The organism is Solicola gregarius (genome assembly GCF_025790165.1).
GTDB classification, from domain to species: domain Bacteria; phylum Actinomycetota; class Actinomycetes; order Propionibacteriales; family Nocardioidaceae; genus Solicola; species Solicola gregarius.
In genome coordinates this window covers 4,181,683-4,207,401 of sequence record NZ_CP094970.1, presented here as the reverse complement: position 1 = coordinate 4,207,401, position 25,719 = coordinate 4,181,683, and the positions used below count along the sequence as shown (strand labels likewise).

The 25,719-nt window shown below is 69.2% G+C and carries 20 protein-coding genes and 1 pseudogene; 5 read left to right on the top strand and 16 right to left on the bottom strand.

Going from position 1 to position 25,719, the window contains the following annotated elements; all coding sequences use genetic code 11:
* Positions 1-91: 91 nt before the first annotated feature.
* From dxs to L0C25_RS20475, 3 genes are all read right to left on the bottom strand, one after another.
* Positions 92-1,960: a 1-deoxy-D-xylulose-5-phosphate synthase gene (dxs, locus tag L0C25_RS20485; RefSeq protein ID WP_271633631.1), complete on the bottom strand. Its 1,869-nt coding sequence runs from the start codon at positions 1,958-1,960 to the stop codon at positions 92-94.
* A gap of 108 nt (positions 1,961-2,068) precedes the next feature.
* Positions 2,069-2,494, bottom strand: a complete 426-nt coding sequence (locus tag L0C25_RS20480; protein WP_271633630.1) for an SgcJ/EcaC family oxidoreductase — start codon at positions 2,492-2,494, stop codon at positions 2,069-2,071.
* Between the two features lie 56 nt (positions 2,495-2,550).
* Entirely contained in the window at positions 2,551-3,687 is a 1,137-nt protein-coding gene (locus L0C25_RS20475; protein WP_271633629.1) for a winged helix DNA-binding domain-containing protein, read from the bottom strand.
* Between the two features lie 36 nt (positions 3,688-3,723).
* Here L0C25_RS20475 and L0C25_RS20470 point away from each other — a divergent pair, with 36 nt between their 5' ends.
* Positions 3,724-4,140 (top strand): HIT family protein, encoded by a 417-nt coding sequence (locus tag L0C25_RS20470; protein WP_271633628.1) that lies wholly within the window; start codon positions 3,724-3,726, stop codon positions 4,138-4,140.
* A gap of 13 nt (positions 4,141-4,153) precedes the next feature.
* On the opposite strand, the gene L0C25_RS20465 is transcribed toward L0C25_RS20470, so the two are convergent.
* Complete coding sequence (locus L0C25_RS20465) at positions 4,154-5,188, bottom strand: glutathione S-transferase family protein (RefSeq protein WP_271636866.1); 1,035 nt, start codon at positions 5,186-5,188, stop codon at positions 4,154-4,156.
* A gap of 45 nt (positions 5,189-5,233) precedes the next feature.
* On the bottom strand, positions 5,234-5,755 hold the full coding sequence (locus L0C25_RS20460; RefSeq protein ID WP_271633627.1) for a flavin reductase family protein: 522 nt from the start codon (positions 5,753-5,755) through the stop codon (positions 5,234-5,236).
* A gap of 151 nt (positions 5,756-5,906) precedes the next feature.
* Here L0C25_RS20460 and xylB point away from each other — a divergent pair, with 151 nt between their 5' ends.
* The 4 genes and pseudogenes from xylB (at position 5,907) to L0C25_RS20445 (ending at position 9,681) form a co-directional block, all read left to right on the top strand.
* On the top strand, positions 5,907-7,298 hold the full coding sequence (gene xylB / locus L0C25_RS20455) for a xylulokinase (RefSeq protein ID WP_271633626.1): 1,392 nt from the start codon (positions 5,907-5,909) through the stop codon (positions 7,296-7,298).
* Between the two features lie 46 nt (positions 7,299-7,344).
* Positions 7,345-7,737 (top strand): annotated as a pseudogene (locus tag L0C25_RS24020) (TIM barrel protein); the annotation flags it as partial.
* 115 nt (positions 7,738-7,852) lie between these two features.
* Positions 7,853-8,503 carry a TIM barrel protein gene (locus tag L0C25_RS24015; RefSeq protein WP_333908550.1) on the top strand — a complete coding sequence of 217 codons (651 nt, stop codon included), beginning with the start codon at positions 7,853-7,855 and terminating at the stop codon, positions 8,501-8,503.
* A complete protein-coding gene (locus L0C25_RS20445; protein WP_271633625.1) occupies positions 8,500-9,681 on the top strand; it encodes an ROK family transcriptional regulator in 1,182 nt (393 codons plus the stop codon). The genes L0C25_RS24015 and L0C25_RS20445 overlap by 4 nt, the downstream gene beginning before the upstream one ends.
* Positions 9,682-9,702: 21 nt before the next feature.
* On the opposite strand, the gene L0C25_RS20440 is transcribed toward L0C25_RS20445, so the two are convergent.
* The 11 genes from L0C25_RS20440 to L0C25_RS20390 form a co-directional block, all read right to left on the bottom strand.
* A complete protein-coding gene (locus L0C25_RS20440) occupies positions 9,703-10,854 on the bottom strand; it encodes an ROK family protein (protein ID WP_271633624.1) in 1,152 nt (383 codons plus the stop codon).
* A 46-nt stretch (positions 10,855-10,900) separates the two neighbouring features.
* Positions 10,901-12,196 (bottom strand): sugar ABC transporter permease, encoded by a 1,296-nt coding sequence (locus L0C25_RS20435; protein ID WP_271633623.1) that lies wholly within the window; start codon positions 12,194-12,196, stop codon positions 10,901-10,903.
* Between the two features lie 11 nt (positions 12,197-12,207).
* Positions 12,208-13,005, bottom strand: coding sequence for an ATP-binding cassette domain-containing protein (locus tag L0C25_RS20430; RefSeq protein WP_271633622.1), 798 nt, complete (start codon positions 13,003-13,005; stop codon positions 12,208-12,210).
* 98 nt (positions 13,006-13,103) lie between these two features.
* On the bottom strand, positions 13,104-14,144 hold the full coding sequence (locus L0C25_RS20425) for a sugar ABC transporter substrate-binding protein (RefSeq protein WP_271633621.1): 1,041 nt from the start codon (positions 14,142-14,144) through the stop codon (positions 13,104-13,106).
* Positions 14,145-14,358: 214 nt separating this feature from the next.
* Positions 14,359-15,354, bottom strand: a complete 996-nt coding sequence (locus L0C25_RS20420; RefSeq protein WP_271633620.1) for a sulfotransferase family protein — start codon at positions 15,352-15,354, stop codon at positions 14,359-14,361.
* Positions 15,351-16,454: a sulfotransferase family protein gene (locus tag L0C25_RS20415; protein ID WP_271633619.1), complete on the bottom strand. Its 1,104-nt coding sequence runs from the start codon at positions 16,452-16,454 to the stop codon at positions 15,351-15,353. The genes L0C25_RS20420 and L0C25_RS20415 overlap by 4 nt, the downstream gene beginning before the upstream one ends.
* 60 nt (positions 16,455-16,514) lie before the next feature.
* Positions 16,515-20,057, bottom strand: a complete 3,543-nt coding sequence (locus L0C25_RS20410; protein WP_271633618.1) for a bifunctional glycosyltransferase/CDP-glycerol:glycerophosphate glycerophosphotransferase — start codon at positions 20,055-20,057, stop codon at positions 16,515-16,517.
* 195 nt (positions 20,058-20,252) lie between these two features.
* Complete coding sequence (locus L0C25_RS20405; protein ID WP_271633617.1) at positions 20,253-21,101, bottom strand: DUF1707 SHOCT-like domain-containing protein; 849 nt, start codon at positions 21,099-21,101, stop codon at positions 20,253-20,255.
* Positions 21,098-21,973, bottom strand: coding sequence for a DUF1707 SHOCT-like domain-containing protein (locus L0C25_RS20400; RefSeq protein WP_271633616.1), 876 nt, complete (start codon positions 21,971-21,973; stop codon positions 21,098-21,100). The genes L0C25_RS20405 and L0C25_RS20400 overlap by 4 nt, the downstream gene beginning before the upstream one ends.
* 30 nt (positions 21,974-22,003) lie before the next feature.
* The gene (locus L0C25_RS20395; RefSeq protein WP_271633615.1) at positions 22,004-22,735 is read right to left on the bottom strand and encodes a sulfite exporter TauE/SafE family protein; all 732 of its coding nucleotides are present in this window, start codon (positions 22,733-22,735) and stop codon (positions 22,004-22,006) included.
* A gap of 1 nt (position 22,736) precedes the next feature.
* Complete coding sequence (locus tag L0C25_RS20390; RefSeq protein ID WP_271633614.1) at positions 22,737-25,565, bottom strand: aconitate hydratase; 2,829 nt, start codon at positions 25,563-25,565, stop codon at positions 22,737-22,739.
* Between the last annotated feature and the right edge of the window lie 154 nt (positions 25,566-25,719).

Here is a 25,719-nt window from a genome sequence, read left to right as displayed (position 1 = left end):
CCCACCCTCGCCACGGCGCGTATCGGTCAGTCGGTACGCAGGTTCACCCGGAACGCATGCGTACGGCGGCGCAAGGGTTCCGGCCGCGGGATTACCCGAGCCGGGCCCGCGTGTCGTCGAGGATCGCCTCCGGTGTCAGTCCCACCCGCTCGAGAATGACCTCTCGTTTCGCGTGGTCCGGGAACTCCTGTGGTACGCCGTGCACCCGCACCGGGGTGCGTACGTCGGCGTCGGCGACGGCCTGTCGCACCATCGCGCCGACTCCCCCAGAACGGCCGTTGTCCTCGATCGTCACGACGAGCCGATGGCGTTGTGCGAGGTCGACGATCTCGGGCCCGATCGGCTTGACCCAGCGCGGGTCGACGACGGTCGCACCGACACCGTCGGCCGCGAGCCCCCGGGCGACGTCGAGCGCCATGCCCACCATCGAGCCGACGCCGATGAGCAGGACGTCCTCGGCTCCCTCGCGAAGCATGATGTCGGCCTCGCCGATGCGCTCGATCGCCTCGACATCTGCGCACACGCCGCCCTTCGGGTAGCGCACGACCGTCGGCGCGTCGGACACCGCGACCGCCTCGCCGAGCAACTCACGTACGCGGGCGCCGTCGCGCGGTGCGGCCAGCCGCAGGGTAGGCACGATCTGCAGTAAGGACATGTCCCACATGCCGTTGTGGCTCGGGCCGTCGTCACCGGTGACACCCGACCGGTCGAGCACGAACGTGACGCCACAGCGGTGCAGGGCGACGTCGAGCAGCAGCTGGTCGAAGCCGCGGTTCAGGAAGGTCGAGTAGAGGGCGACGACGGGGTGCATGCCGCCGATCGCGAGGCCGGCCGCACTGGTGACGGCGTGCTGCTCGGCGATGCCGACGTCGAACACCCGATCGGGAAACTTCTCGGCGAACGCGTCGAGCCCCACGGGGTAGAGCATTGCCGCGGTGATCGCCACGATGCGCGGGTCGTGATCTGCGAGCCGCACGATCTCGTCGCGGAAAACCGACGTCCAGGAGGCGGGTGAGGCGGTGGTCGCGTCACCGGTCTCGGGATCGAACCCACCGGACGGCGCCTGATGCATCTGGTCGACCTCGTTGGCGACCGCGATGTCGTACCCCTTGCCCTTCGTCGTCAGGACGTGGACGAGGACCGGTCCGCCGTACCTCTTCGCGAGCGTGAGGGCGTTCTCGACCGCCTCCTGGTCGTGGCCGTCTATCGGTCCGAGGTACTTCAGGCCGAGGTCCTCGAACATCCCCTGGGGGGCGATCGCGTCCTTCAGGCCCTTCTTGATCGCATGCAGCGTGTCGTACGCCTTCGGCCCGACGACCTTGGTGCCCTTGATGCGGTCCCTGATCGCCTCGAGCGCGGGTTCGTACTTCGGGTTGGTCCGCAGCGACGCGAGGTGGTTGGCGAGGCCGCCGACCGTCGGCATGTACGAGCGGCCGTTGTCGTTGACCACGACCACGAGCCGGCGGTCGTTGTCTGCCGCGATGTTGTTGAGCGCCTCCCAGGCCATCCCCCCGGTGAGGGCGCCGTCGCCGATCACCGCAACCACGTGGTCGTCGCGACCGGCCAACGAGTTGGCCTTGGCGAGCCCGTCGGCGTACGAGAGGCTCGTCGATGCGTGGGAGTTCTCGACGATGTCGTGATCGGACTCGTCCTGGCACGGGTAGCCCGAAAGCCCACCCTCCTTGCGCAGCCGATCGAACTGGTCGGCGCGGCCCGTCAGCATCTTGTGCACGTACGCCTGGTGGCCCGTGTCGAAGACGACGCGGTCGCTCGGCGACCGGAAGATCCGGTGGATCGCGATGGTCAGTTCGACCACACCGAGGTTGGGGCCGAGATGACCGCCGTTGACGGCGACCGAGGCGATGATCCGCTCGCGGATCTCTGCAGCGAGCGACGTGAGCTGCTCGTCGTCGAGGTCTCGAAGATCGCGCGGATCTTCGATCGTTTCGAGCAGCCCCATCGGGCGCGCCTCCGTTCGGTTCGGTGCGTCGGGCACGGCGCAGCGAACTGCGTCCTGAGCGTTCGAGTCTAACCGGACCGGCCGTTCGGATGCGCGCCCGCGGGGAGGTCAGGCCTCGACGACCTGGGTGTTCTGCGCCCCGACGATGCGCCACTCGGTGTCCTGGGCGAGAACCCAGAAGGGCCGTCCGGTCGGTGCACCCTCGATCACCCGGCCATCATGGGTGATCGGCGTCTGCTCGACGTTGACGATCGCGACATCGGGCCCGATGAACGCGATCCGCGCGACGTCGTAGCGTTGCGTCGCCTCCCTCATCGCGCCGGGGAGCACCTTCGCGGTGAACGACGCGATCTCCTCGAGTCCGTCGAGGCGCTTGCCATGACCGGTCGTCCAGACCGGGTTCTCGCCGAACAACGCGACGAAGTCGTCGACCCGCTCGTTCTGCTGGGCGTGCTCGAAATCCGCGACCAGGCCGAGGATGACGTCCACGTCGATGGCGCGTTCGCGCACCGCGGTTGCCGGGTGGATGTCCATGGGCTGCCCTCCGGATGAGTTATCTTAGCACTAAGATACCAACCCCTGGCCCCCGATCAAACCCGTGTGATGCGTACGTCACTGACCTCGATGGCCAGCGCGGCCGCGACGTCGGCGACCGGTCCCGCGAGCTCGTCTTCGAGAACCGGTGAGAACGCGGGCAGCATCGCCACCACGATGTCATTGCGCTTGCCCGATGCCGTGAGCTTCCAGGTCGCGACGATCCGGCCATCCCGAAGGACGGCCGGCGACATCAGACCGTTCTCGCGAGCGAATATCCGGTCCAGGTGGTCCGGATGCGCGAACCGGCCACGGTTCGGCGGTGCGTACCCGAGGACGAGGCCGTCGAACTCCGGCAACAACCGCGTGCCGGGGTCGGAGCCGTCGCCCTTGCGGGGCGCTGCCAGATCGAGGTACGGGTCGCGGTCATCGGATGGGTACGCGACCAGATCGTCTCCGAGGCGGGTCACGGCGTCGTCGACCGGCGTGAGGGTGCTGCCCATCCACCAAGCGATGTCGCGTCGGGTCGCCGGGCCGTACGCCGACAGGTGCAGGCGCACGAGCCGCTCGATCGCCTCCTCGGCGCGTACCGGCTCCGCACCGAGCACCGTTGACGCCGCCTGGTGATAGACGTCCGTACGACGCTCCCATGCGGTGTCGCGCGGACGGCGTACGAGCCGGGCGTGGCCCCAGAGCAGGCTGTCGGACATCGTGTTGCTCGCCGCCCCGTTGCTCCGGCCCGCACCGCGCTCGTCGAGCCAGTCCCACATGTGCGCGACCAGGTCCTTGCGCTCACGCCACTCGCCGTGCGCGTACCGCTCGATCTCATCGGTGACGTCGCGGGGCGTGATGCCCGCGATCTTGAGGTGGTTGGCGATCGCCAGGTCTCGCGGCCGGTCGCACACCGACGCGAGCCAGCCGTGCTGCTCGGCGGTCGACGTGTGCACGGTGCCGCGAAGGTTCGACGCCTTGACGACGTCGTACGACTCGAACGCGGCAGTGATCGCGTCGTACGTGACGCCCGGCAGCCGCGACGCGAGCGCGAGGTGCGCGGCGCGCGGAACCTGCGTCTGGATCGGGCCGAGGCGCCGGTACGCCTCGACGACCGCGGCCGGGCCCCGACCACGGATTCGCGGAAACTGCCTACGCAGCGACGTACGCGCGAGCCGCTCCTGCGTCCACCGCCGCGTCACCGACCGCTCCGCGCAGGGTCGTGGTGGGATGGGCGCATGGCCGACTGCGTGTTCTGCAACGTCATCTCCGGTGAGGTCACGGCACCTATCGTGCACCACGGGAGAGACACGGTCGCATTCCTCGACCACCGGCCGGTATTCAAGGGCCACACGCTCGTACTCCCCCGGGAGCACGTCGTCACCCTGCCCGAGCTGCCGTCCGGGTTGCTGGAGCCGCTCTTCACCGAGGTGCAGCGCGTCGCGGACGCGATCACCAGCGGTCTCGGCGCCCAAGGCACGTTCGTCGCGGTCAACAACGTGGTGAGCCAGAGCGTCGCGCACCTGCACGTCCATGTCGTCCCGCGTACGAAGGGCGACGGGCTGCGCGGCTTCTTCTGGCCGCGCACGAAGTACGCCGACGGCGAGGCCGACGAGTACGCGGCGCGCATCGCCGCGGCGCTCGACGGTCGCTGAGCCGACCGTCTGCTCAGGTCCAAGCGGCGGGCGTGTGGTCCGGCGGCACGGCCTCCGCCGCGGGCGGCGGCCCGGGCGGCGTACCGTCGCCGAACGGCCGGCCGCCGAGAGCCTCCCGCCCCGACGGCGTCAGCCAGCCGGACAGGTCCGGCCCCACGGGCACGATCTGCGTCGGGTTCACGTCCGCGTGCACGATGTAGTAGTGCTGCTTGATCTGCACGAAGTCGGTCGTGTCGCCGAATCCGGGCGTCTGGAACAGGTCGCGCGCGTACGCCCACAGCACCGGTAGCTCGGTCAGCTTCTGCCGGTTGCACTTGAAGTGCCCGTGGTAGACGGCGTCGAACCGCGCGAGGGTCGTGAACAGCCGTACGTCTGCCTCGGTGATCGTGTCGCCGACCAGGTACCGGCGATCCGCCAGGTGGTCCGACAGCCAGTCGAGCCGGGTGAACAGCCGCCCGAACGCCTCGTCGTACGCCTCCTGCGAGCCGGCGAAGCCGCATCGGTAGACGCCGTTGTTGACCTCGGTCAGATTGCGGTGCGCCATCTCGTCGATCTCGGCGCGCAGCCGCTCCGGGTACAGCTCCGGCGCGCCCTCGCGGTGGTAGTCGGTCCACTCGGTCGAGAAGTCGAGCGTCATCTGCTGGAACTCGTTGGTCACGACCTCGCCGGACGGCACGTCGACGATCGCGGGCACCGTGATGCCCCGTGGGTAGTCGGGGAAGCGCTTGAAGTACGCCTGCTGCAGCCGTTCGATGCCGAGCACCGGGTCGACGCCGCCGGGGTCGAGGTCGAACGTCCAGCTGCGCTTGTCGTGCGTCGGCCCGCACAGGCCCATCGAGATCGCGTCCTCCAGACCGAGGAGCCGACGTACGATCACCGCGCGGTTCGCCCACGGGCACGCACGCGCCGCGACCAGGCGGTAGCGGCCGGGCTCGACCGCGTACCCGTCACGCCCGTCCTTGGTGATGCGCGTGTCGATGTAGTTCATGTCGCGCTTGTACTCGGCGCCCTTCTTCACGTACGCGTCCTGCTCGCCCTGCTGCTCCATCGCGGCCTCCGATTCCACGTCTGGTGACAAACCTATGTCTCGCGCTCAGAATCGCCGGTATCGCCCACGCAGATGGGACATCGACTCGTCGTCATCGACATCGCGAATCTCCACGTGCTCGATCACGGCATCGACGAGCAGCGCCCACCCGGCATGACGCGGCTCGGCGTCGGCCAGGCGTACGCCCGCCCATCCGGCCGTGTCGGCGACGACGGGACCCCACGTGGTGTCCTCCCACGAGCCGAGGCGGAACGGCCCGCCGGGCGCGGGCCCGACGCCCGCAAATGCATCGGCGAGCCCGCGATGACGCCAGGACAGCAGCGACACCGCGGCGACCCGGGTCTGCTCGAGCGCGTCCCACAGGTCGGAGTCCTCGTCGACGAGGGCGAGCACGTGTGCCGGGTCGCCGTCCGCGATCATCATCGACGAGACCGTCAGCCCCGCTCGGGAGCCGTCGTGCTCTGTCGCGAAGACCGTGACGGGTGCGGGCGTACGTCCGCGCAGCCGGCGTACCGGGTCGCGGTCGCCCTCGGGCGGCAGGAACGGGTGGTCCGAATGGATCGTCACCCGGCCATCTTCGCGCCGAGGTACGGATTCGTGCCAATAGGCGTCTCGCTATTGGCACGAATCCGTACCTCGGCGGCCGATATGGCCACCCCTCATTGACTTAGTTCAGGTCTCGTACGAAACTGGAGGCCCGCGCTCGAAGGAGGTCCGCGTGCCCGACGAAGAGTTCGTTGTCGGCATCGACTCGTCCACCCAGTCGACGAAGGCAGTCCTGGTCCGCGCCGACGACGGCACGGTCGTCGCGACGCGCACCGCGGCCCATCCCGACGGCACCGAGGTCGACCCGCGCACCTGGATCGAGGCCCTCGACGAGGCCGCCGGCCCGTTGCTCGACCAGGCACAGGCCGTTGCCGTCGGCGGACAACAGCACGGGATGGTCACCCTCGATGCCGACGGGCTGCCCGTACGCGACGCGCTGCTGTGGAACGACACCCGGTCGGCGGCCGCCGCAGAAGCCCTCGTCGACGAGCTGGGCGGAGCACAGGCCTGCGCCGACGCCACCGGCTCGGTCTTCGTCGCGTCGTACACGATCACCAAGCTGCGTTGGCTCCGCGACCACGAGCCCGACAACGCCGACCGCGTCGACCGGGTGCTCCTCCCCCACGACTACCTGACCTGGTACCTCGCCGGTCACCCCGGCGAGGCGACGACCGATCGTGGTGACGCCTCCGGCACCGGCTACTACTCCCCACACGATGACGCCTGGCTACCCGAGCTCGCGGTCGGCGCGCTCGGTCACGACTTCACCCGGCCCCGCATCGCGCGGCCGGCAGAGGTCGTCGGCCGGCGGGCCGGCGCGGTCATCGCACCGGGCACCGGCGACAACATGGCCGCGGCACTCGCCCTCGACTCGCGCCCCGGCGACGTCACCGTCTCGATCGGCACGTCGGGCGTCGCGTCGGCCGTGGTCGACAAGCCGGTCGCCGACGGCAGCGGCATGGTGAGCGGGTTCGCCGACGCGACGGGCCGGTTCCTGCCGCTGGCCTGCACCCTGAACGCCGCCCGCATCCTCGACCTCGCCGCACGCACGCTCGGCGTCGACCATGCGGCGCTATCGGAGCTGGCGCTGTCCGCCCCAGCGGGCGCACACGGTGTGACGTTCCTGCCCTACCTCGACGGTGAGCGTACGCCCAACCGCCCGGACGCGGTCGGCACGATGCACGGCCTCACCAGCGAGACGACCCCGGCCGACATCGCGCGGGCGTCCGTCGAAGGACTCCTGTGCATCCTCGCCGACGCGATCGACGCCCTCGTCGCCGCGACGGGCGTAGAGCCGCGACGGGCGTTGCTCGTCGGAGGCGGAGCGCGCAGCGCGGCCGTTCGCGCCCTCGCACCCGCCATTCTCGGCGTGCCGGTCGTCGTACCCGCCGACGGCGAGTACGTCGCGCTCGGCGCCGCCCGGCAGGCGGCGTGGGCGCTGTCCGGCGCGAGCCGGCCGCCCGACTGGGGCGTCGACATGGGCGAGCCACACGACGCCGAGCCACAACCCGACATTCGCGCCGCGTACGCGCGGCTGCGTGACCGAACCGCCAGCTGGTCCTGAGGGCTCCGCGCCCGAAGCCGTCCCCGAATGAAGCGAGGTCTCCCCGATGCCGATCCCCACTCCCACACCCGACGACAAGTTCTCCTTCGGTCTCTGGACCGTCGCGTACGGCGGACGCGATCCGTTCGGTGAGCCGACCCGGGCCGACCTCGACCCCGTACGAGGACTCCACAAGCTCGCGGAGATCGGCGCGTACGGCGTCAACTTCCACGACAACGACGTGATCCCGTTCGGCGTCGACGAGGCGGAGCGCGAGCGGGTGATCGCCACCTGGAAGAAGGGTCTCGCCGACACGGGCCTCGCGGTCACGACCGCGACCACCAACCTGTTCACCCATCCGGTGTTCAAGGACGGCGGCTTCACCTCCAACGATCGTGACGTACGTAGGTTCGCGATCCGCAAGGTGATGCGCAACGTCGACCTGGCCGCCGAGCTGGGCGCGGAGGTGTACGTGTGCTGGGGCGGCCGCGAGGGCGCCGAGTCCGGCGCCGCGAAGGACGTACGCGCCGCGCTCGAAGCGTTACCGCGAGGCGTTCAACGTCCTCGGAGAGTTCGTGCACGACCGTGGGTACGACCTGCGGTTCGCCATCGAGCCCAAGCCCAACGAACCCCGTGGCGACATCCTGCTGCCGACCATCGGGCACGCACTCGCGTTCATCGGCAGCCTCGACCGATCCGAGCTCTTCGGCGTCAACCCCGAGATCGGGCACGAGGAGATGGCCGGCCTCAACGCCGCACACGGGTACGCGCAGGCGCTGTGGCACGGCAAGCTCTTCCACATCGACCTGAACGGCCAGCACGGCCCGCGCTACGACCAGGATCTTCGGTTCGGCGCGGGCAACGTACGCGGCGCGTTCTGGGTGGTCGACACCCTCGAGGCCGCCGGGTTCGACGGTGCGCTCCACTTCGACTACAAGACGCCGCGCACCGAAGACGATGCCGGCGTCTGGGTGTCGGCCGCGGCGTGCATGACGAACTACCTCATCCTGCGCGACAAGGTGCGCGCGTTCCGGGCCGATCCCGAGGTGCAGCAGGCACTCGCCGACGCCCGGGTGCCGGAGCTGTCGGTGCCGACGCTCGCGGACCGCGAGGGCTGGGCCGACCTCGAGAACGACTCGTTCGACCCCGACGCGCACGCCCAACGTGGCATGGCGTTCGAGCGGCTCGACCAGCTCGCGCTCGAATATCTGTACGGCGTGCGGTGATCGATGCCGGCGCCGACTCTCCCGCCGCGGCCGGTGTGCTTCGGCGTCACAACACCGCGCTCGTACTCCGGTCGCTACGTGACGACGGTCCGCTGAGCCGTACCGAGATCGCGCGGCGTACCGGCCTCGCCAAGGCGACCGTCGGCACGATCGTCGGCGCCCTGTCGGCCGTCGGCGCGGTCGTCGAGCAGCCCGACAGTGCACCGACGCGCGGCCGGCCGAGCCGTCCGGTCGAGCTGGGTGGCTCCGGATACGCGGCGCTCGGGGTCGAGGCCAACGTCGACTACGTGGCGGTGGTTGCACTCGATCTGGCCGGGCGAACGTTGCATTCCGAGCAGCGGCCCGCCTCCACGGTGTCGCCGCGTACGGTCGTCGAAGCCGCGGTCGGTGCGGCGCAACGCCTTGCGACAAAGGGATGCACCCTGATCGGAGTGACAGCCGCGGTACCCGGTCTGGTCGACGTAGACCAGGCGCGGGTGACGTACGCGCCGAACCTTCGCTGGGACACCGTCGAGCTCGCGACGATGCTGCGCGAACAGCTGGGCCCCGACGTCGCGGTAGGCGTGGACAACGACGCCAACTGCGCCGCGCTCGCGGAGGTGCGCCACGGCGCCGCGTGGGGTGTTCCCGATGTCGTCTATCTGACCGGCACGGTCGGCATCGGCGGCGGCATCATCAGCGGCGGCGAGGTCGTACGCGGTGGATTCGGGCACGCGGGCGAGGTCGGACACATGCGGATCGGTGATCCGAATCGGCGGTGCGCGTGCGGCCGGCTCGGTTGCTGGGAGGCAGTCGTCGGCCTGTCCGCGACCGTACGCGCCGTCGGTGATGCGCGTACCCCCACCGGCGACCCGGTGAGTGTGGCGGCGCAGATCGCGGCCCGCGCGGAGTCGGATCCCCGCGTACGCAAGGGTCTCGACGATGTCGCCGACTGGCTCGCCTCGGGTGCGGCGGTACTGGCGAATGCCCTGAACCCGTCGACGATCGTCCTCGGCGGCTACTTCGTACCGCTCGGTCGCTGGTTGCTTCCCCGGGTACGTGCTGCGCTCGAGTCCGACGTCTTCGGCGGTCCGGGCTGCCGGGCGCAGCTGAGCACGCTCGGACTGCGCGCCGCGGCAACCGGCGCGGCCACGCAGTCCCTCGACGAGGTCTTTGCCGGCCGCGTTCCGCTGAAGTAGGGCCGGGCACCGAGCCGCTCCTCAGCGTCGTTCGAGCACTGCCGACGGATCTTCGAGCAGCGGCTCGAACGCGAGCTCGGCTGCGCCGAGGAGGACCGAGTCGGCACCGAGATCGGGCAGGGTGATCGTCGCCTGCTCACCGGGCGCCGCGAGCGCACCCTTGACAACGGCCGACAGCACGTCGTCGCGTACGACCGGGAACACGTCGCGGAGTACGCCGCCGAGGATGACGACCTCGGGGTTGAAGATGTTCACGATGTTCGCGAGCCCGGCGCCCAGGCTGCGCCCGACCGTACGCAGCCGGTCGTTCGGCCGGCGTACCGACGCGAGGCGTGCGGCCAGCCCGGCGAGGTCGCCGTGTGGAAAGCGCACGGCCGATGCGACCGCGTGCGCGCCGATCTCGGTCTCCCAGCAGCCCCGGTTGCCGCAGCGGCACACGGGCCCGCGCGGGTTCATCCTCATGTGGCCGAGCTCGCCGGCGTACCCGCCGACACCGGGCATCGCTCGACCACCCGCGATCACGCCGCCGCCGACGCCCACGTCGCCGGAGAGGAACACGACGTTGTCGTGTCCGATGGCGGCGCCGCGGATGTGCTCCGACATCACACCGAGGTCGGCGTCGTTACCGGCCCGGATCTCGACGTCGGCGTCGAGCCGGTCGGCCAGCTGACGTACGAACGGGACGTCCGTCCAGCCGAGGTTCGGCCCGAAGCGGACGAGCCCGCCGTCGTCACTCACCACGCCGGGAATGCCGACGCCCACGCCGACCAGTCGCGAACGAGCCGGGGCTTCGGCCGCGAGCTTGGTCAGGATGACCGCCAACGCGTCGGCGACCTGCTCCGGGTCGCGCGACACCGGGGTGGAACCCGAGGCCCGGGCCAGGACCTGGCCGCCAAGTCCGACCCGGGCCACGGTGATCTCGTCGACACGGAGCTCCGTCGCCAGCACGAACGCTTCGATCCTGCCCGGGCGTACGTCCAGCGAGGGGCGTCCGGCACCACTGCGGGCACCGGAAGGGGTTCGCTGCTCGACGAGGCCGAGGCTCTCCAGCTCCGCGACCAGTGCCGCGATGGTGCTGCGGTTGAGCCGCATTCGCGACGTCAGTGCGGCACGGGAGATCTCCCCGTTGTGGTGCACGTGGCCGAGCAGCGTCCCGAGGTTGTGCCGTCGCACTGCCTCCTGGTTCGTCCCGGCCCCCGGCCGCCCCTTCAGCGCCACGTCAGGTTCCCGTCGAGGTCCGACGCCGCCGCGAGATCGCATCGACACTCGCCGCGAGCAGCAGCACGCCACCGGTGACGAGGAAGTTGATGTACGCCGCCTGGTTCAGCAGGTAGAGCCCGTTGGCGATCGTCGCGATCACGAGCCCGCCGATGACGCCGTTGCGGATCAGTCCGCGCCCACCGAACAGGCTGGTGCCGCCGATGACCGCGGCTCCGACCGCGTACAGCAGCACGTTGCCGCCGCCGGAGCCCGGCGAGACCTTGCCGTCGTACGACGCGGTGATGATGCCGCTGATTGCCGCCATGCCGGAGCAGACCATGAACGCCGACACCCGGACGCGGTCGACGCTGATACCAGCGCGGCGGGCCGCCTCGCGGTTTCCGCCGACGGCATAGACGTGTCGGCCGTACCGGGTCCGCCCGAATACGAAGGACAGCACGATCAGCAGGGCCACCACGACGAAGACGGCGTACGGGATGCCCTGGATCGGATCTGTCGCGGGCGTCTTTACGGCGCGTCGGTCGACGCTCAGGAAGGCCGTCGTGCCGAGCAACACCACCGAGATCACGGCGAGCTTGATGATGACCAACGAGAGTGGCCCTCGCTGTAGCCCGAGGGCGCTCTTCTTGCGATGCGTGTAGATGCTTCCCGCTGCGTACGCCACCAGGATGCCGCCGACGACGATCCAGCCGGCGACGACCGGCATATTGTCGATCGTCAGCCCGCGGATGACACCGTCACGTACCGCGATCGACCCACCCTGGCCGATCAGCTTCAGGATCACGCCCTGCAGGCCGAGGAAGAACGCAAGCGTGACGACGAATGACGGGATGCCCAACTTGGCGACGAGCAGGCCGATCACGAAGCCGATCAGGATTCCGGTCGCGATGCCGGCCACAACGGAGATCGGCCATGCGTACCCTTCGCGGTCGATCAACAGCGCGGCGACGCCCGCGGAGGTGCCGCCGGCGACTCCCGCGGACAGGTCGATGTCACCGATCAGGAGCACGGGGACGAGCCCCATCGCGAGGACACAGATCGCGGCCGCCTGGGTCAACAGGTTCGCGATGTTGAGCTCGGAGGTGAACGAGTCGGGCCGCAGCGTGGTGAACACCACGAAGAGCACTACGAGGCCCAGGATGGCCGGCAACGCGCCCATGTCGCCGCCGCGTACGCGCTCGACGTACTTGGTCAGCGAGCCGCCGAGCGTGGTCGCGCGGGCATCGCCGGCGAACGCGGCGCTCGACTCGGTGGTGGCCTGCGTATCGGGCTCGGTCTTCTTGTCGACAGTCATGGATCGCCCCTTCATGCCGACTGTGCGGTCGTGCTCGATGCGACGCCGAGGTCGCCCGAGCGTCCGGACGTGATCAGCTCGACAACGCGACTGTTGTTCAGGTCGGCCGCGGGTACGTCGGCGGCGACCCGCCCGAGGTACAACGCGGTGATGCGGTCGGCGACCTCGAAGACGTCGACCAGGTTGTGCGAGATGAGGACGACACCGTGCCCGTTGTCGGCGAGACGGCGGACGAGGTCGAGAACCTGTCGGGTCTGTGCGACACCGAGCGCGGCCGTCGGCTCATCCAGCAGCACGACCTTGCTGTTCCACAGCACGGACTTCGCGATCGCGACCGTCTGGCGCTGCCCTCCGGAGAGGCTGGCGACGCTCTGGCGTACCGAGTTGATCGTACGTACCGACAGCGACGCGAGCGTCTCGCGCGCCTGCTGCTCCATCGCGTCGTCGTCGAGCATCAGGCCGCCCCGGCGCTGCTCCCGGCCGAGGAACATGTTCTCGACGACGTCGAGGTTGTCGCACAGCGCGAGGTCTTGGTAGACGACCTCGATGCCGAGGGCCGCGGCGTTGCGCGGGCCGTGGATCTCGACGTGGCGGCCGTCGAAGAAGTACTCGCCGGAGTCGATCGTGTGGATCCCGGCGATCGCCTTCACCAGCGTCGACTTCCCCGCGCCGTTGTCTCCGACGAGCGCGGTGACCTGGCCCGGGTACACCTTGAAAGCGACGTCGTGCAGGACGCCGACGGCTCCGAAGCTCTTGTTGACGCCGCGCAGCTCGAGCAGCGGCGTGGCCGAATCCGGCCGTTCCGACATGGTGGTTCTCCGTACGTTCGTGAGTCAGGTGGGTGAGAGGTGCGGGCGGCCCGTGCAGTACGGGCCGCCCACGTGTTCTCGAAAAGCAGTGGGCAGCGTCAGAAGTCGATGCCGGCCTGCTTGCACTCCTGCTCGAAGCCGTTGCACAGTTCGGAAGCCTCGACGCCACCGTCCTTCACGACGGCCTTGACGTTGTCCTTCGTCACCAGCAGCGGATCGAGCAGAATCGACGGGACCTCGCGGTCGCCCTCGCTGTCGTCCGACGTGGAGTTCGTCTCCGGCTCGTCACCGTTGGCCATCGCGATCGCAACATCGGCGAGCGCGTTGGCCTCCTGGGTGGCCGACTTGTAGACCGTCATGCACTGGTCACCCGTGAGGATGTCCTGCAGGCCCTGCACCGTGGCGTCCTGGCCCGTCACCGGAACCTTCCCGGCCGCGTCGTTCTTGTCCAGGATCGAGATCACGGAGCCGGCGAGACCGTCGTTCGCGGCGAGGACGCCGTCGATCTTGCCCTTGTTCTGGGTCCACATCTGCTCGAAAATCTTGGTCGCCTCGGTGTTGTCCCAGGCGGGTACGGCCTGCTCGGCCACCACGTTGTAGTTGGAGTTCTTGTCCAACACGTCGTGTGCACCGTTGGCGAACAACGTCGCGTTGCTGTCGTCCGGCGAGCCGTTGAGGTACACGATGTTGGCCTTGGTGTCCTTGCCCAGGCACTGCTGCAGGCCTTCGCCCTGCACCTGGCCGACCTTGAACCCGTCGTACGAGACGTAGTAGCTCGCGCTGCCGCCGAGGGTCAGACGGTCGTAGTCGATCGTCGCAACGCCCTGCGACTCGGCCTTCTCCTGGATGGCCGCGCCGGACTCGTTGTCGAGGTTGACGATCGCGAGCACGGTGACGCCGTCGGCGATCATCGAGTCGGCGATACCTGTCATGTTCGACGAGTCGCCCTGCGCGTTCTGGATGCTCGCCTCGATACCGGCCTTCTCGAAGGCAGCCTTCAACGCCGGTTGGTCGGCGCTCTCCCAACGTACGGAGGACTCCGTGTCGGGCAGGATCACTCCGACCTTGCCGACGGACTCTCCTCCGCCGCTCCCACCACCGTCGCCGTCATCATCGCTTCCACATGCGGTGAGCGCCATGGACGCTCCCAGCAGGCCAGCAACGGCCAAAACAGGCATCCGCTTCACGCAGACCGCCTCCTACCAATCGACGCAATTGTTGTTTGGAACAACGTAACGCGCGTCACAGACGTCGTCTAGTAGTTCGAAACAACAAATTGGTATCGGTGCTCCCGCGGGCCGCGGATTACCATGGACCCGTGGTAATCCGCGCCGCTACCCGGCAAACCGCGCGTCAGTCGGCCTGTTCGCGGGCGCGCTTACGCTCGCGAGCGCGTTCCTTCAGCTTCCGCCGGGCGGTGCGCGCACCCTCCGCGCGGCCTTCGGCGCCGGCCGCGTAGATCGCGTCGTACGCGAGCGCCTGCGAGTCGTCCAGCAACCGGTCGTACCGCTGCGCCAGCACGTCGAGCGCCGCCGATGCGTCCTCGGCCGCGCCGGCGTTGTCGGCCAGCAGCCCGAGGTTGTCCCACGTCGCCTGGGCGATCGCCTGCAGCTCGTCGGGTACGTCGAGGTCGTACCAGGTGACGCGGACCCGACGCAGCTCCGGCTCGACGAAGTCGTCGACCGGATGCGGAGTGTGCGGATCGAGGGAGGTGTCGTACGACAGCCCGAGATCGTCTCGCAGCATGCCGGCAACGCTGCGCCAGTCGTCGAGCAGGTCGGCGTACCGGACGAAGGCCCGCCGCTCCCCTCGCGTCTCACGCTCGTTCACCAGGCTGGCGCTCACCCACCGACCGACGTTACTGATCGTGTACGCCCGCTCGCTCAGGTCGATGTTTCCCCGGCTGAGGTAGTACGTCACGCGGCTGCCGATCACCTCGGCCGGATGGCGAAGCATCGACACGTAGCGGATCGAACGTCCGGCCTGTGCCGCGCGATCTGCCCAGAGCCGCTGATGCCAGACCGTGCGCGGATCCTTGACGACGAGCTGCTCGGCGTCCTGCCCGGCCAGCCATTCGTCGAGCTCGGCGATCGACTCGTCGGTGGTCGCCTCGCGTACGCGATCGAGAGCGTCGAGCCGCGCGTCGAAGTCGTTGACCCGCGCGCGTTTGTGGATCCGCTTGTGGAACTGCACCGCCCACATCGACTCGAAGAACCCCTTGGGGTTCGAACGGTTCGCACCGAGGTACGGCCCCGGCACGCTGAGCCCGAGGTGATGCAACGTGCCCGACATCGTGCTCGTGCCGCTGCGGCCGGTGCCGGTGATCAGCACCAGGATCCGGTCGCTCACTTCGACCGCACCTTCGATGCGACGGCTCCGAGTGCGCCGCGTGCTCGGGCCCGGAACCGGTCGACACCGGACTGCTCGGCCGCCGGGTCGGCCGCCTCGGCAGCGGCGGCCTCCTCCTCGCGTACGCGCTTGCGCTCCTGACGAACGGCGGTGTCCTTCGCCTTGTTCACCGACTGCTCGGTCGCATCGTGCGACATCGCCTTCGCATCCTGCACCATCGCGGCGTACCTCGCGCCGAGCCCGTCGAGGGTCCGCGACGCGCCTTCGTCGGTTCCGTCGCTGTCGGCGAGCGCCTCGAGGTTCTGCCAGACCTCCTCCGCGAGTTCGCGGAGCGGAGCCGGGACGTCGACGTCGTCCCAGGTGACCTGCACCCGCCGCAGGTCGGGGTCGATGAACTCGTCGACGGGATGCGGCGACATGTCGTCGAGGTCGCTGTCGTACTCGAGCCCGAGGTCGACGGCGACCTTCTTCATCGTCGTACGCCAGTCGCGGAGCAGGTCGACGTACCGCACGAACGTACGCCGCGCGCCGCGCGTCTCGCGCTCGTTGACGATGGACGAGTTGATCCAGCGGCCGAGGCTGCTGGTCGCGTAGTAGCGCCGACGGTCGTCGTCGGCCCCCGCCGCGTAGTACTCCGTGCGGCTGCCGAGCACCTCGGCGGGATGACGGAGCATCGACAGGTAGCGGATCGACAGGCCGACGTCGGCGGAGCAGTCCGCCCACAGTGCCTGGCACCAAACGGTTCGAGGGTCCTTGACGACGACCTGGTCATGCTCGCCGGAGACATCCTCGAGGAATCCACGCAGCTCATCGCGCATCGCCGGTGTGATGGCTTCGCGGGCGAGCTCCACCGCCTCGGGTCGACCGTCGAAGTCGTTGATCCAGGCCCGCTTGTGCAGTCGTTTGTGGAACCGGACGGCCCACCGCGACTCGAAGAACCCCTTCGGGTTCGACCTGTTCGCGCCGAGATACGGCCCCGGAACGTGCAGGCCGAGATGGCTCAGGGTTCCCGAGGCGGTGCTCGTACCGCTGCGGCCGGTACCTGTGATCAGTACGAGGCGACCGCGGGGCTGATCGGCATCGTGCGTCGGCTCTGGCATGGCAGGGAGGCTGCTCCTTCACGAATGACTGGTCCCGCGAACGCTACCGCGCGGGACGGCCTACGCACTCGGCGCGTCGCCGCGTGGCACCATCACGGCATCGACGAACCGAGCGGCGGCGCGGCCGTCCTCGCGCTCGATGAAGTCGCGGCGGAAGCGGTCGTACTCGTCGTGGTACGCCTCGCGCAGCCGGTCGAGGTCGCGGAGCTGGTCGATCACCTCGTCGGTGGTGTCGACCCGCGGGCCGGGCGCCGTCGGCTCGAAGTCGACGACCCAGCCACGCGTCTCCTGGTAGCGCGCGAGGTCGGGCACGTGGAAGACCATCGGCTTGCCGGTGACGGCGAAGTCGAAGCGAAGCGACGAGTAGTCGACGATCGCCGCGTCGGCGGCGAGGTAGAGGTCGGAGACCTCCGGATAGTCGGTGACGTCGACGACCCCCGGTCCGCCGATGACCTGCTCGCCGGCGCGTGCGTTGAACGCATGCCCTCGCACCAGCAGTACGCCGTCGTCACCGAGCCCCGACGCGACGGCATCGATGTCGAGGAGGTCGACGAGCGCGGCCCGGTGGTCGTCGGGAGACTCGTAGTCGCGGAACGTCGGAGCGTAGAGCACGGCGCGCTGGTGCGGTGCGATCCCGAGCGACTCGCGTACGACCGCACGCAGCGAGTCGGCGTCGTCGGCGAGCAGCACGTCGTTGCGGGGGTATCCGATCTCGAGCACGTCGCCGGCGTACTCGAACTCGCGGCGCAGCAGCGGGCTCGCGTACGCCGCGGGCGAGACCAGGTGATCCCAGTCGGCCGCGCGGCGCACGTACGAGTCGATCTGCTGCGCGGACCTCCCGGTCTGCTTCCAATGGGTGTGCCCCATGGTCTTGAACGGGTAGCCGTGGAACGTCTGGATGAGCACCTGACCGTCCGGCTTGCGGTGGTATGCCGGCTGGAACATGTTGTCGAGGTAGTAGGCGGACGAGCCGAGCAGGTCGTACCACTCGCGGCTGTTCATCGGCACCGCATGTGCTCCGTCGGGCACGGGGACGGAGTGGTCGCGCACCGCCCAGTAGACGTCGAGATCGGCGCCACGACGCTGCAGCTCGCGAAGCACACCCACGCCGTTGCAGGTGGCCGAGTCACCGAAGTACGAGCGGATCAGGAGAGACTTGCGCAGCTGCCGTCCTGGCGGGGCGTTACGGAGTCGATGCTGTCGATAGCGGCCGCGCGCGTCACGTACCGGGCGACCGAGGTGTACGCGCAGCCGGTTCTGCGGGCCTCGGATGATCCGCCCCTCGAGCCGGTCGGTGTCGACCGGGATCGGAAGCGTGCTGCCGACCTCCTGGGACAGCAGCAGCGGCACCGTCTCCTCGTGCCCGCTCTCGTCGACGAGAATGCACGACCCATCGTGCGCGGTGGCGGGAAGCACGTGCCGACCGAACCGCCACACCTCGTGCTCCAGCGGCATCGAGAGTGAGAAGCTGCCGTCGGCGTGCGCGGTCGGCTCGCTGCTGACGGCGGTCTTGCGGCCGCGCAGCCGAAGCCGCATCGTCGTCTGGTCGGTGCGGGCACCGTGCAACCGGCCGTCGACGTGCAGTACGCCGTCGTGGTCGACGTGGACCGAGTCGGCGAGGGCGACCACCCGCCACGCACGGGTGGCGAGCAGGCCGTTGCGGGTGCGCTCGAGCGCGCGTACGCCCGCACACGACGTGCCGAACACGAACTGGCGTTCGCCGCGGTAGAGCACGGGTACGAGCCCGGCATCGGCGGATTCGGCACGAACGCGCCACGTCACATGCTCGGCCGGGTCCATCGCCGCCGTGTCGATCGGCGGTAGCGGGATCTCGAACGGCCGTTCAGCCGCCCCGGCCCCGCCTACCTCGCCGACCGAGACGCGTTGGCCGGCGTCGTCCTCGAGCTCGACGGTGACGACACCCGCGGCGTCGGGGCCGCGCAGCGTACCCGCGAGGCGGCCATCGGCGAGCGTGACGTCGGTGGCTTCGACGCGGTAACGGTCGACGACGAAGGACAGCGGCTCACCCATCCGCCAGTCGACGATCATCCGGTGGCCGGCCGCGTGCACACCGGCCGGCACAATGCCCGCTGAGCTGCTGCGGACCAGCCGCCGGATCGGGATCTCGACCGTCAGGTCGCCCGTGGTCGTGCGCAGGAACGCATCCCAACGGCCGCCCTCGCGCAGGGAGGTCTGTGCGGCGTCCGAGAGGTCGAACGTGCAGTCGAACGCGCCCGCCCCGTAGTCGATGCGGTCGTGCTCGACCGGCGGCGGGTAGGCGGGCCGGTCGTCTCGCGTCGTCGCGAAGGCCTGCTCCTCGCCCGTCGGATCGTGGCGCAGCACGACCTCGGTACGCGAGTCGTGCTGCGCGAGATCGACCTGCCGGACGTAGCTCCACCCACGGATCCGCGCGGTCAGGCCCTCGACCCAGCGGAACGCGTGGATCTCATGCTCCAGCACCACATCGGGCAGCGAGAGCTCGAACAGCCAGTCGGCAAGCTCCGGGTCGTCGCCGAACGGCAGCCGGCAGCGGAGCCCTCCGGTGTACGGATCGGCCGGGTGCGCGTTCGGGCGTGCGCCGTCGCGTTCATAGAACGCAACCACGTCATCGCGCCGGTCCTGGCGGGCGAGCTCGAGCACGACGCGGCGGTCGGGCGCGACCTCCATCCACAGGTCGGGAGGAGCATCGGCGGTGAGGTCGGCGATCGCGGCCTGCAGCTCGCGCCAGTAAGTGTCGTCGGCGACCGACGGGCTGCGGAGGTACCAGTGGAAGTGGGCGTCGAACAGCGTCACGAGCCAGGCTCGGTACACCACTGGCGACGCATGCTCGGAGAACTCCTCGTGACTGACCCGCCAGGCGGCGATCCGGTCGCGAAGGTCGGCGATCGTCGCCGTCTGCTGGCTGATCGAGCTCCTGTCGTCGCGAGACCGATAGCGGTACACCGACTCCTTGACCACGTCGATGCCGCGCGCCCGCACGTACAGCTGGGTGACGAGCGGTTGGTCCTCGTACGCGACGCCCTCGCGGAACCACAGGCCCGCGTCGTCCCAGAAGGTGCGCCGATACAGCTTCGCGACGGTGTAGTTGTTCCGTACGAGACCTGGCTGCTGGTCGATCGTGATGCCCGTCTTGGCGCTGGCGTGCAGGTCGTCGACCCAACGCGGCTTCCAGCGTTCGATGCTGTTGAACCGGCGCAGTGACCCGACGACCATGTCGGATCCGCTCTCCTCGGCGGACTCCACCATCCGGCGCAAGGCGCCGGGCGGGAGTTCGTCGTCGGAGTCGACGAAGGTCAGGTACCGGCCGGAGGCCTCCCGGATGCCGGTGTTGCGGGCGGCGCCGAGACCGCCGTTGGGGCGCCCGATGATCCGGACGCGCGCATCGCGCTCGGCGTACTCCGCAGCGATCGCGGCGGATCCGTCGGGTGAGCCGTCGTCGACGACAACGACCTCGAAGTCCGCGTACTCCTGCCGGAGAATGCTGTCGAGGCAGTCGCGCAGGTAGTCCTCGACGTTGTAGATCGGGACGACGACGCTGACCGCCGGGTCGACCGGCCGCCGCGGCGACTCGATGCGCCGTCGCGCGGCGCGGCGCCCGGGCACCAGTTCACGCAGTCTTCTCACAGGTTCCCTGACGTCTCGGCACGTCGCGAGGTTGCACAGCAAGCCCCGATCGATGTCTGTACGTACGCGGCGCACTACGTTGTGTCACGCGTTCGGACCGCGGGAGACTCTACCCGTGGTTCCGATCGGGTTTCACCCGGGCGGCCGGCGCGTTGGTCGTCGACTCGTCGGAGGTCACGATTCGGGGCAGGCGGTACGCCGCTCCCGCACCTCTCCGTCGAGGGTCATCCAGTCGCCTTGGCACTCCGATAGGTTCGTGCTCTCCTTGCCGGCGACGAGCCAGGCACCCTTCTGGCCGCTTGCGATGACGACGCTGATGCCCAGCTGCGGGAACTTCTCGAAGCCGAGGCGGTCCTGGATACGCTCGAGATTCCGGAACGCCGCCTTCACGTTCAGGTCGGTGATGTCGATCTGGCCGGGCTCGAACTGGCGGGTGGAGTACCCCGAGTCGAGGAACCGATCATCGACGTATCGCCACAACGCGGGTTTGCGGCCTTTGCGGACGACGTTGACGCTGTCGCGATCGAACCCGAACGCGAGTGCCTTGGTCGTGCCGAACTGCTTGCGATACGCCGTGACAAAGTTCTCGATACCGCGTGGCGTCAGCGTGTAGTGCAGCACCTTCGGCTTTTCCTTCGGCGGGTCCGGCTCCTGCCTCGGTTCGGGTTCGGATCTCTGCGGTGCGGCGCTCGGCACCTCCTGCGGCGGCGTCGCCGGGTCGTCACCGGTACCGATGACGACCGCGCCGACGATCCCGACCGCGACCACGCCGGCCATCACGATCGGCACAAGCCGGCGTCGGCGTCGGCGTGGCGCCGCGACCAAAGGCAGCTGCAGGTCGCCGGTGAGCGCGCGGAGCTGGCCGAGCGTCTCCGCGGCCAGTACCCGTGCGCAACGATCCTCACGCTCGGTCGTCGTCAGCTGTCCGTCGCTGTACGCCGCGTCGATCAGCTCGATCGCGAGGTTGCGGTCGGCGTCGCGGGCGCGGGTGCCATCGCTCCCATCCGAACTCTGCGCGCTCACTGGTCACCGACCACGAACGGGTGACTTTCGACCAAGGTGCCGTCGAGTGTGACATAACGCCACCCGCGGTCGCTGTACTCGTTCGTCACGCTCACCTCGATGAGCTGCTCCTCGTATTCGGCGTCCAGCGGCATCGACACCCTCACCGACCGCCCGGGCTGCGTCACACCGAGGTGCTTCCGTCCCTGAACCACGTGACGCACCAGCTTCTGGTAGTCAACAGACGACAGGTCGAGCGGCTCGTACTCCCAGACGTTCGGCGCGGGAGGCGAGATCGACTTCTCGAACCCCGTGGCCGCGTACCAGTCCCAGTCCTGGAGCAGATCCCTGCGCGCTCGCGAGAGTTGCCGCGAGAACGAGACGTTGCCGTCCTCGAAATACATAGCGTCGTAGATCAAGGTGTCACCGAAGCGCTTGCGATACGCGTCTCGGAAGTCCTCGAAGTACTGTCGCGTCAGCGGTTTCGCTGCCGTCTCCGGTTCCGGCTCCTCCGACTGCTCGACCGTCGGCTCGGCGGTCGGCGCACTGGACGGCTGCTGGATCTCGACCGGTTCCGCTACGGCCGCGCGGTCGTCGCCGTCGCCGCCGCTGAGGGCCGTGATCGCTCCCACGACGGCGATCAGGACGGTCGCACCGGTCGCCGCGACGATGACGGCGATCGTGCGCCGCCGACCGATCGTCGCCGGCGAGCCCGCACCCTGGAGGTCTTCGACGAGCCCGTCGAGGTCGCCGATCGTACGTGCGGCAAGGGCCTGCGAAACCCGAAGGGATCGCTCGGCATCGCTCAGCTGACCGTCGACGTACGCCTCGTCGAGCTGCGCGACGGCACGGTCACGATCCGAGTCGCGTGCGCGGGTGGACGGGTCGGGCACGCGATCATCCTATGTGGAGGGCGTAACCGGTCAGCCGGCCAGGCTGCGTACCAGGAGGATCGCCGCGCTCGACGCGCAGACGGCCAGCATCGCGAACCGCACTTGCCTCGTCGGTACGTAGCGACGGACGAGCAGTGCGGCCACGAAGCCGACCACCACGAACGGCACCAAGGCAAGGGCGAGGTAGGTGTCCCGCTCGACCAGGGCTCCGGACACGGCGAGCCCGACGAGCGAGAAGACCGTACCGAGCCACATGTACACGCCGAGCGTTCCGCGTACCACGGGCGGATCGCGATGCTGATACACCAACGCCAGCGGCGGTCCGCCGATCGACGTCGCAGTGCCGGTGGCGCCCGAGACGACACCCGCGGCGACAAGGCTCCGCCTGCTGACCCGCAGCTCGATCGTCCGCACGCTCAGCGTGATCGCCACCAGAACCATCGCTCCGACGGCGATGCCGATCATCCGATCCGACGCCATCGCAACGACGACGACACCGGCCGCGGTGCCGACGCACCGCGACGGCACCGCCCACCGCAGCCCGGACCAGTCGACGTCCGGCCAGTCGCGCGACAGCGTGAGCATCGGCATCGCCAGCGCGACCCATAGCGGCACGCCCGGCAGCAGCGACGGGTCGACGAGTCCGGCGATCGGCGCCAGCACCAGGCCGACGCCGAGGCCGACGACGCCCTGCACCGTCGCTCCGAGAAGAACCGCGACGGCCAGGACGGCGAAGGTTCCGGCGTCGATCCCCTCGATCAACTCACGAAGCGAGCAGGTTGCGCAGCACGTACTGCATGATGCCGCCGTTGCGGTAGTAGCCCGCCTCGCCCGGAGTGTCGATGCGTACGACGGCGTCGAACTCGATCGGGTCGCCGGACGCGGGCGTCGCGGTGACGTGCACGGTCTCGGGAATGCCGTCGTTCAGGGCCGTCACGCCGGAGAAGTCGAACGTCTCCTCGCCGGTGAGACCCAGCGACTCGGCGGTCTGCCCCTCGGGGTACTGCAGCGGCAGCACGCCCATGCCGATCAGGTTCGAGCGGTGGATACGCTCGTACGACTCGGCGATCACGACGCGTACGCCCAGCAGCGCGGTGCCCTTGGCCGCCCAGTCGCGCGACGAGCCCGAGCCGTACTCCTTGCCGGAGAGAACGACGAGCGGGATGCCGTCTTCGGCGTAGCTCTGCGCAGCGTCGTAGACGGTCGTGACCTCGCCGTCGCCGTTCAGCTGGCGCGTGAAGCCGCCCTCGGTGCCCGGCGCGAGCTGGTTGCGCAGCCGGATGTTCGCGAACGTGCCGCGGATCATCACCTCGTGGTTGCCGCGCCGCGAGCCGTAGGAGTTGAACGACCGCTGCTCGACGCCGTGCTCGGTGAGGTAGCGGCCGGCCGGGCTGTCCTTCTTGATCGCACCCGCGGGCGAGATGTGGTCGGTCGTGACCGAGTCGCCGAGCTTGAGCAGCACTCGCGCGCCACTGACGTCTGTGACCGCGTCCGGCTCACGGGCGATGCCGTCGAAGTACGGCGCCTTGCGTACGTAGGTCGAGTCGCCGGCCCAGTCGAAGGTGTTGCCCTCCGGCGTCGGCAGCGACGTCCAGCGCTCGTCACCGGCGAACACGTCGGCGTAGCCGTCGGTGAACATCTCCGAGCCGATCGCGTGCGCGACGACGTCCTCGATCTCCGACGCCGACGGCCAGATGTCCTTCATGTAGACGTCGTTGCCGTCGGTGTCCTGCCCCAGCGGGTCGTTGAACAGGTCGAGGTCCATCGACCCGGCCAGCGCGTACGCGACGACGAGCGGCGGCGACGCGAGGTAGTTCATCTTCACGTCGGGGTTGATCCGGCCCTCGAAGTTGCGGTTGCCCGACAGCACCGACGCCACGGCCAGATCGCCATCGTTGACCGCCTTGCTGACCTCGGGGATCAGCGGACCGGAGTTGCCGATGCAGGTGGTGCAGCCGTAGCCGACCAGGTTGAAGCCGAGCTTGTCGAGGTAGGGCGTGAGGCCGGCGCGCTCGTAGTAGTCCATGACCACCTTGGAGCCGGGCGCGAGCGAGGTCTTGACCCACGGCTTGCGGTTGAGACCCTTCTCGACGGCGTTCTTGGCCAGCAGCGCGGCGCCGATCATCACCGACGGGTTGGAGGTGTTGGTGCACGACGTGATCGCGGCGATGGTCACTGCCCCGTGGTCGACCTCGAACTTCGTACCGTCGGCCAGCGTCACCAGCTGCGGGTTGCTCGCTCGGCCGTTGTCCTTGGCGGCACACGACAGGTAGTCGACGGCGGGGGTCTGGCCGTGCGCGCCCTCGTGCGCGGCCGGTGAGTCCGATGCCGGGAACGACTCCTGCAGCGCCTCGTCGTACGCGCCGATGTTCGGCTCGGCCTCGTGGTCGACGTAGTTGCGCAACGCCCCGCGGAACGACTGCTTCCCGTCGGACAACGAGATGCGGTCCTGCGGTCGCTTCGGGCCGGCGATCGACGGCACGACCGTCGACAGGTCGAGCTCGAGGTACTCCGAGTAGCGCGGCTCGTGGTCAGGGTCGTGCCAGAGACCCTGCTCCTTCGCGTACGCCTCGACGAGGGCGATCTGCTCGTCGCTGCGGCCGGTGAGCCGGAGGTACTTCGTGGTCTCGTCGTCGATCGGGAAGACCGCGATCGTGGAGCCGTACTCGGGGCTCATGTTGCCGATCGTGGCGCGGTTCGCGAGCGGCACGGCGGCGACGCCGGACCCGTAGAACTCGACGAACTTGCCGACGACACCGTGCTCGCGCAGCATCTCGGTGATGGTGAGGACGAGGTCGGTCGCGGTAGCGCCCTCGGGCAGCTCGCCGGACAGCTTGAAGCCGACGACGCGTGGGATCAGCATGCTCACGGGCTGGCCGAGCATCGCGGCCTCGGCCTCGATGCCGCCGACGCCCCAGCCGACCACACCGAGACCGTTGACCATCGTGGTGTGCGAGTCGGTGCCGACGCAGGTGTCGGGGTACGCGATCGTCTCGCCGTCGACCTCGCGGGTGAACACCGTACGCGCGAGGTGCTCGATGTTGACCTGGTGCACGATGCCGGTGCCGGGCGGGACGACCAGGAAGTCGTCGAACGCGCTCTGGCCCCAGCGCAGGAACTGGTAGCGCTCGCGGTTGCGTTCGTACTCGATCTCGACGTTGCGCTCGAACGCCTCGGGCGTACCGAACACGTCGGCGATCACGGAGTGGTCGATGACCAGTTCGGTCGGAGCGAGCGGGTTGATCTTCGCGGCGTCACCGCCGAGGTCGGCCATCGCCTCGCGCATCGTGGCGAGGTCGACGACGCACGGGACGCCGGTGAAGTCCTGCATGATGACGCGCGCCGGGGTGTACTGGATCTCCTTGCTGGGGTCGGCTTGCGCGTCCCAGCTCGCCACCGCGCGGATGTCGTCGGCGGTGATGTTGGCGCCGTCCTCGGTGCGCAGGAGGTTCTCCAGCAGCACCTTCAGGCTGTACGGGAGCGAGGCGACGTCGAGGCCGTCGCCCTGGACCGCGTCGAGGCGGTACATCTGGTACGAGGCGTCCCCCACCTGCAGGGAGTCCTTGGCATTGAAGCTGTCTGCGCTGCTCACTCGTCTCTCCTTGTTCGCGTACCTGCGCGGGCGTACGGCGGCAGGCGTCGTACGCGCCGTCCATCCTCGCGCGCGTACCGTCCGGTTGCGAGTTCAGGTTCGGCTAACTTGCTGGGGATCTGTCGTCGAGAAGTATCTCGATATCAAGATACAC

Coding starts and splice junctions, on each gene's coding strand:
- dxs (WP_271633631.1), bottom strand. CDS start 1,960: ATGGGGCTGCTCGAAACGATCGAAGATCCGCGCGATCTTCGAGACCTC.
- L0C25_RS20480 (WP_271633630.1), bottom strand. CDS start 2,494: ATGGACATCCACCCGGCAACCGCGGTGCGCGAACGCGCCATCGACGTG.
- L0C25_RS20470 (WP_271633628.1), top strand. CDS start 3,724: ATGGCCGACTGCGTGTTCTGCAACGTCATCTCCGGTGAGGTCACGGCA.
- L0C25_RS20465 (WP_271636866.1), bottom strand. CDS start 5,188: ATGGAGCAGCAGGGCGAGCAGGACGCGTACGTGAAGAAGGGCGCCGAG.
- L0C25_RS20435 (WP_271633623.1), bottom strand. CDS start 12,196: ATGACTGTCGACAAGAAGACCGAGCCCGATACGCAGGCCACCACCGAG.
- L0C25_RS20430 (WP_271633622.1), bottom strand. CDS start 13,005: ATGTCGGAACGGCCGGATTCGGCCACGCCGCTGCTCGAGCTGCGCGGC.
- L0C25_RS20425 (WP_271633621.1), bottom strand. CDS start 14,144: ATGGCGCTCACCGCATGTGGAAGCGATGATGACGGCGACGGTGGTGGG.
- L0C25_RS20415 (WP_271633619.1), bottom strand. CDS start 16,454: ATGCCAGAGCCGACGCACGATGCCGATCAGCCCCGCGGTCGCCTCGTA.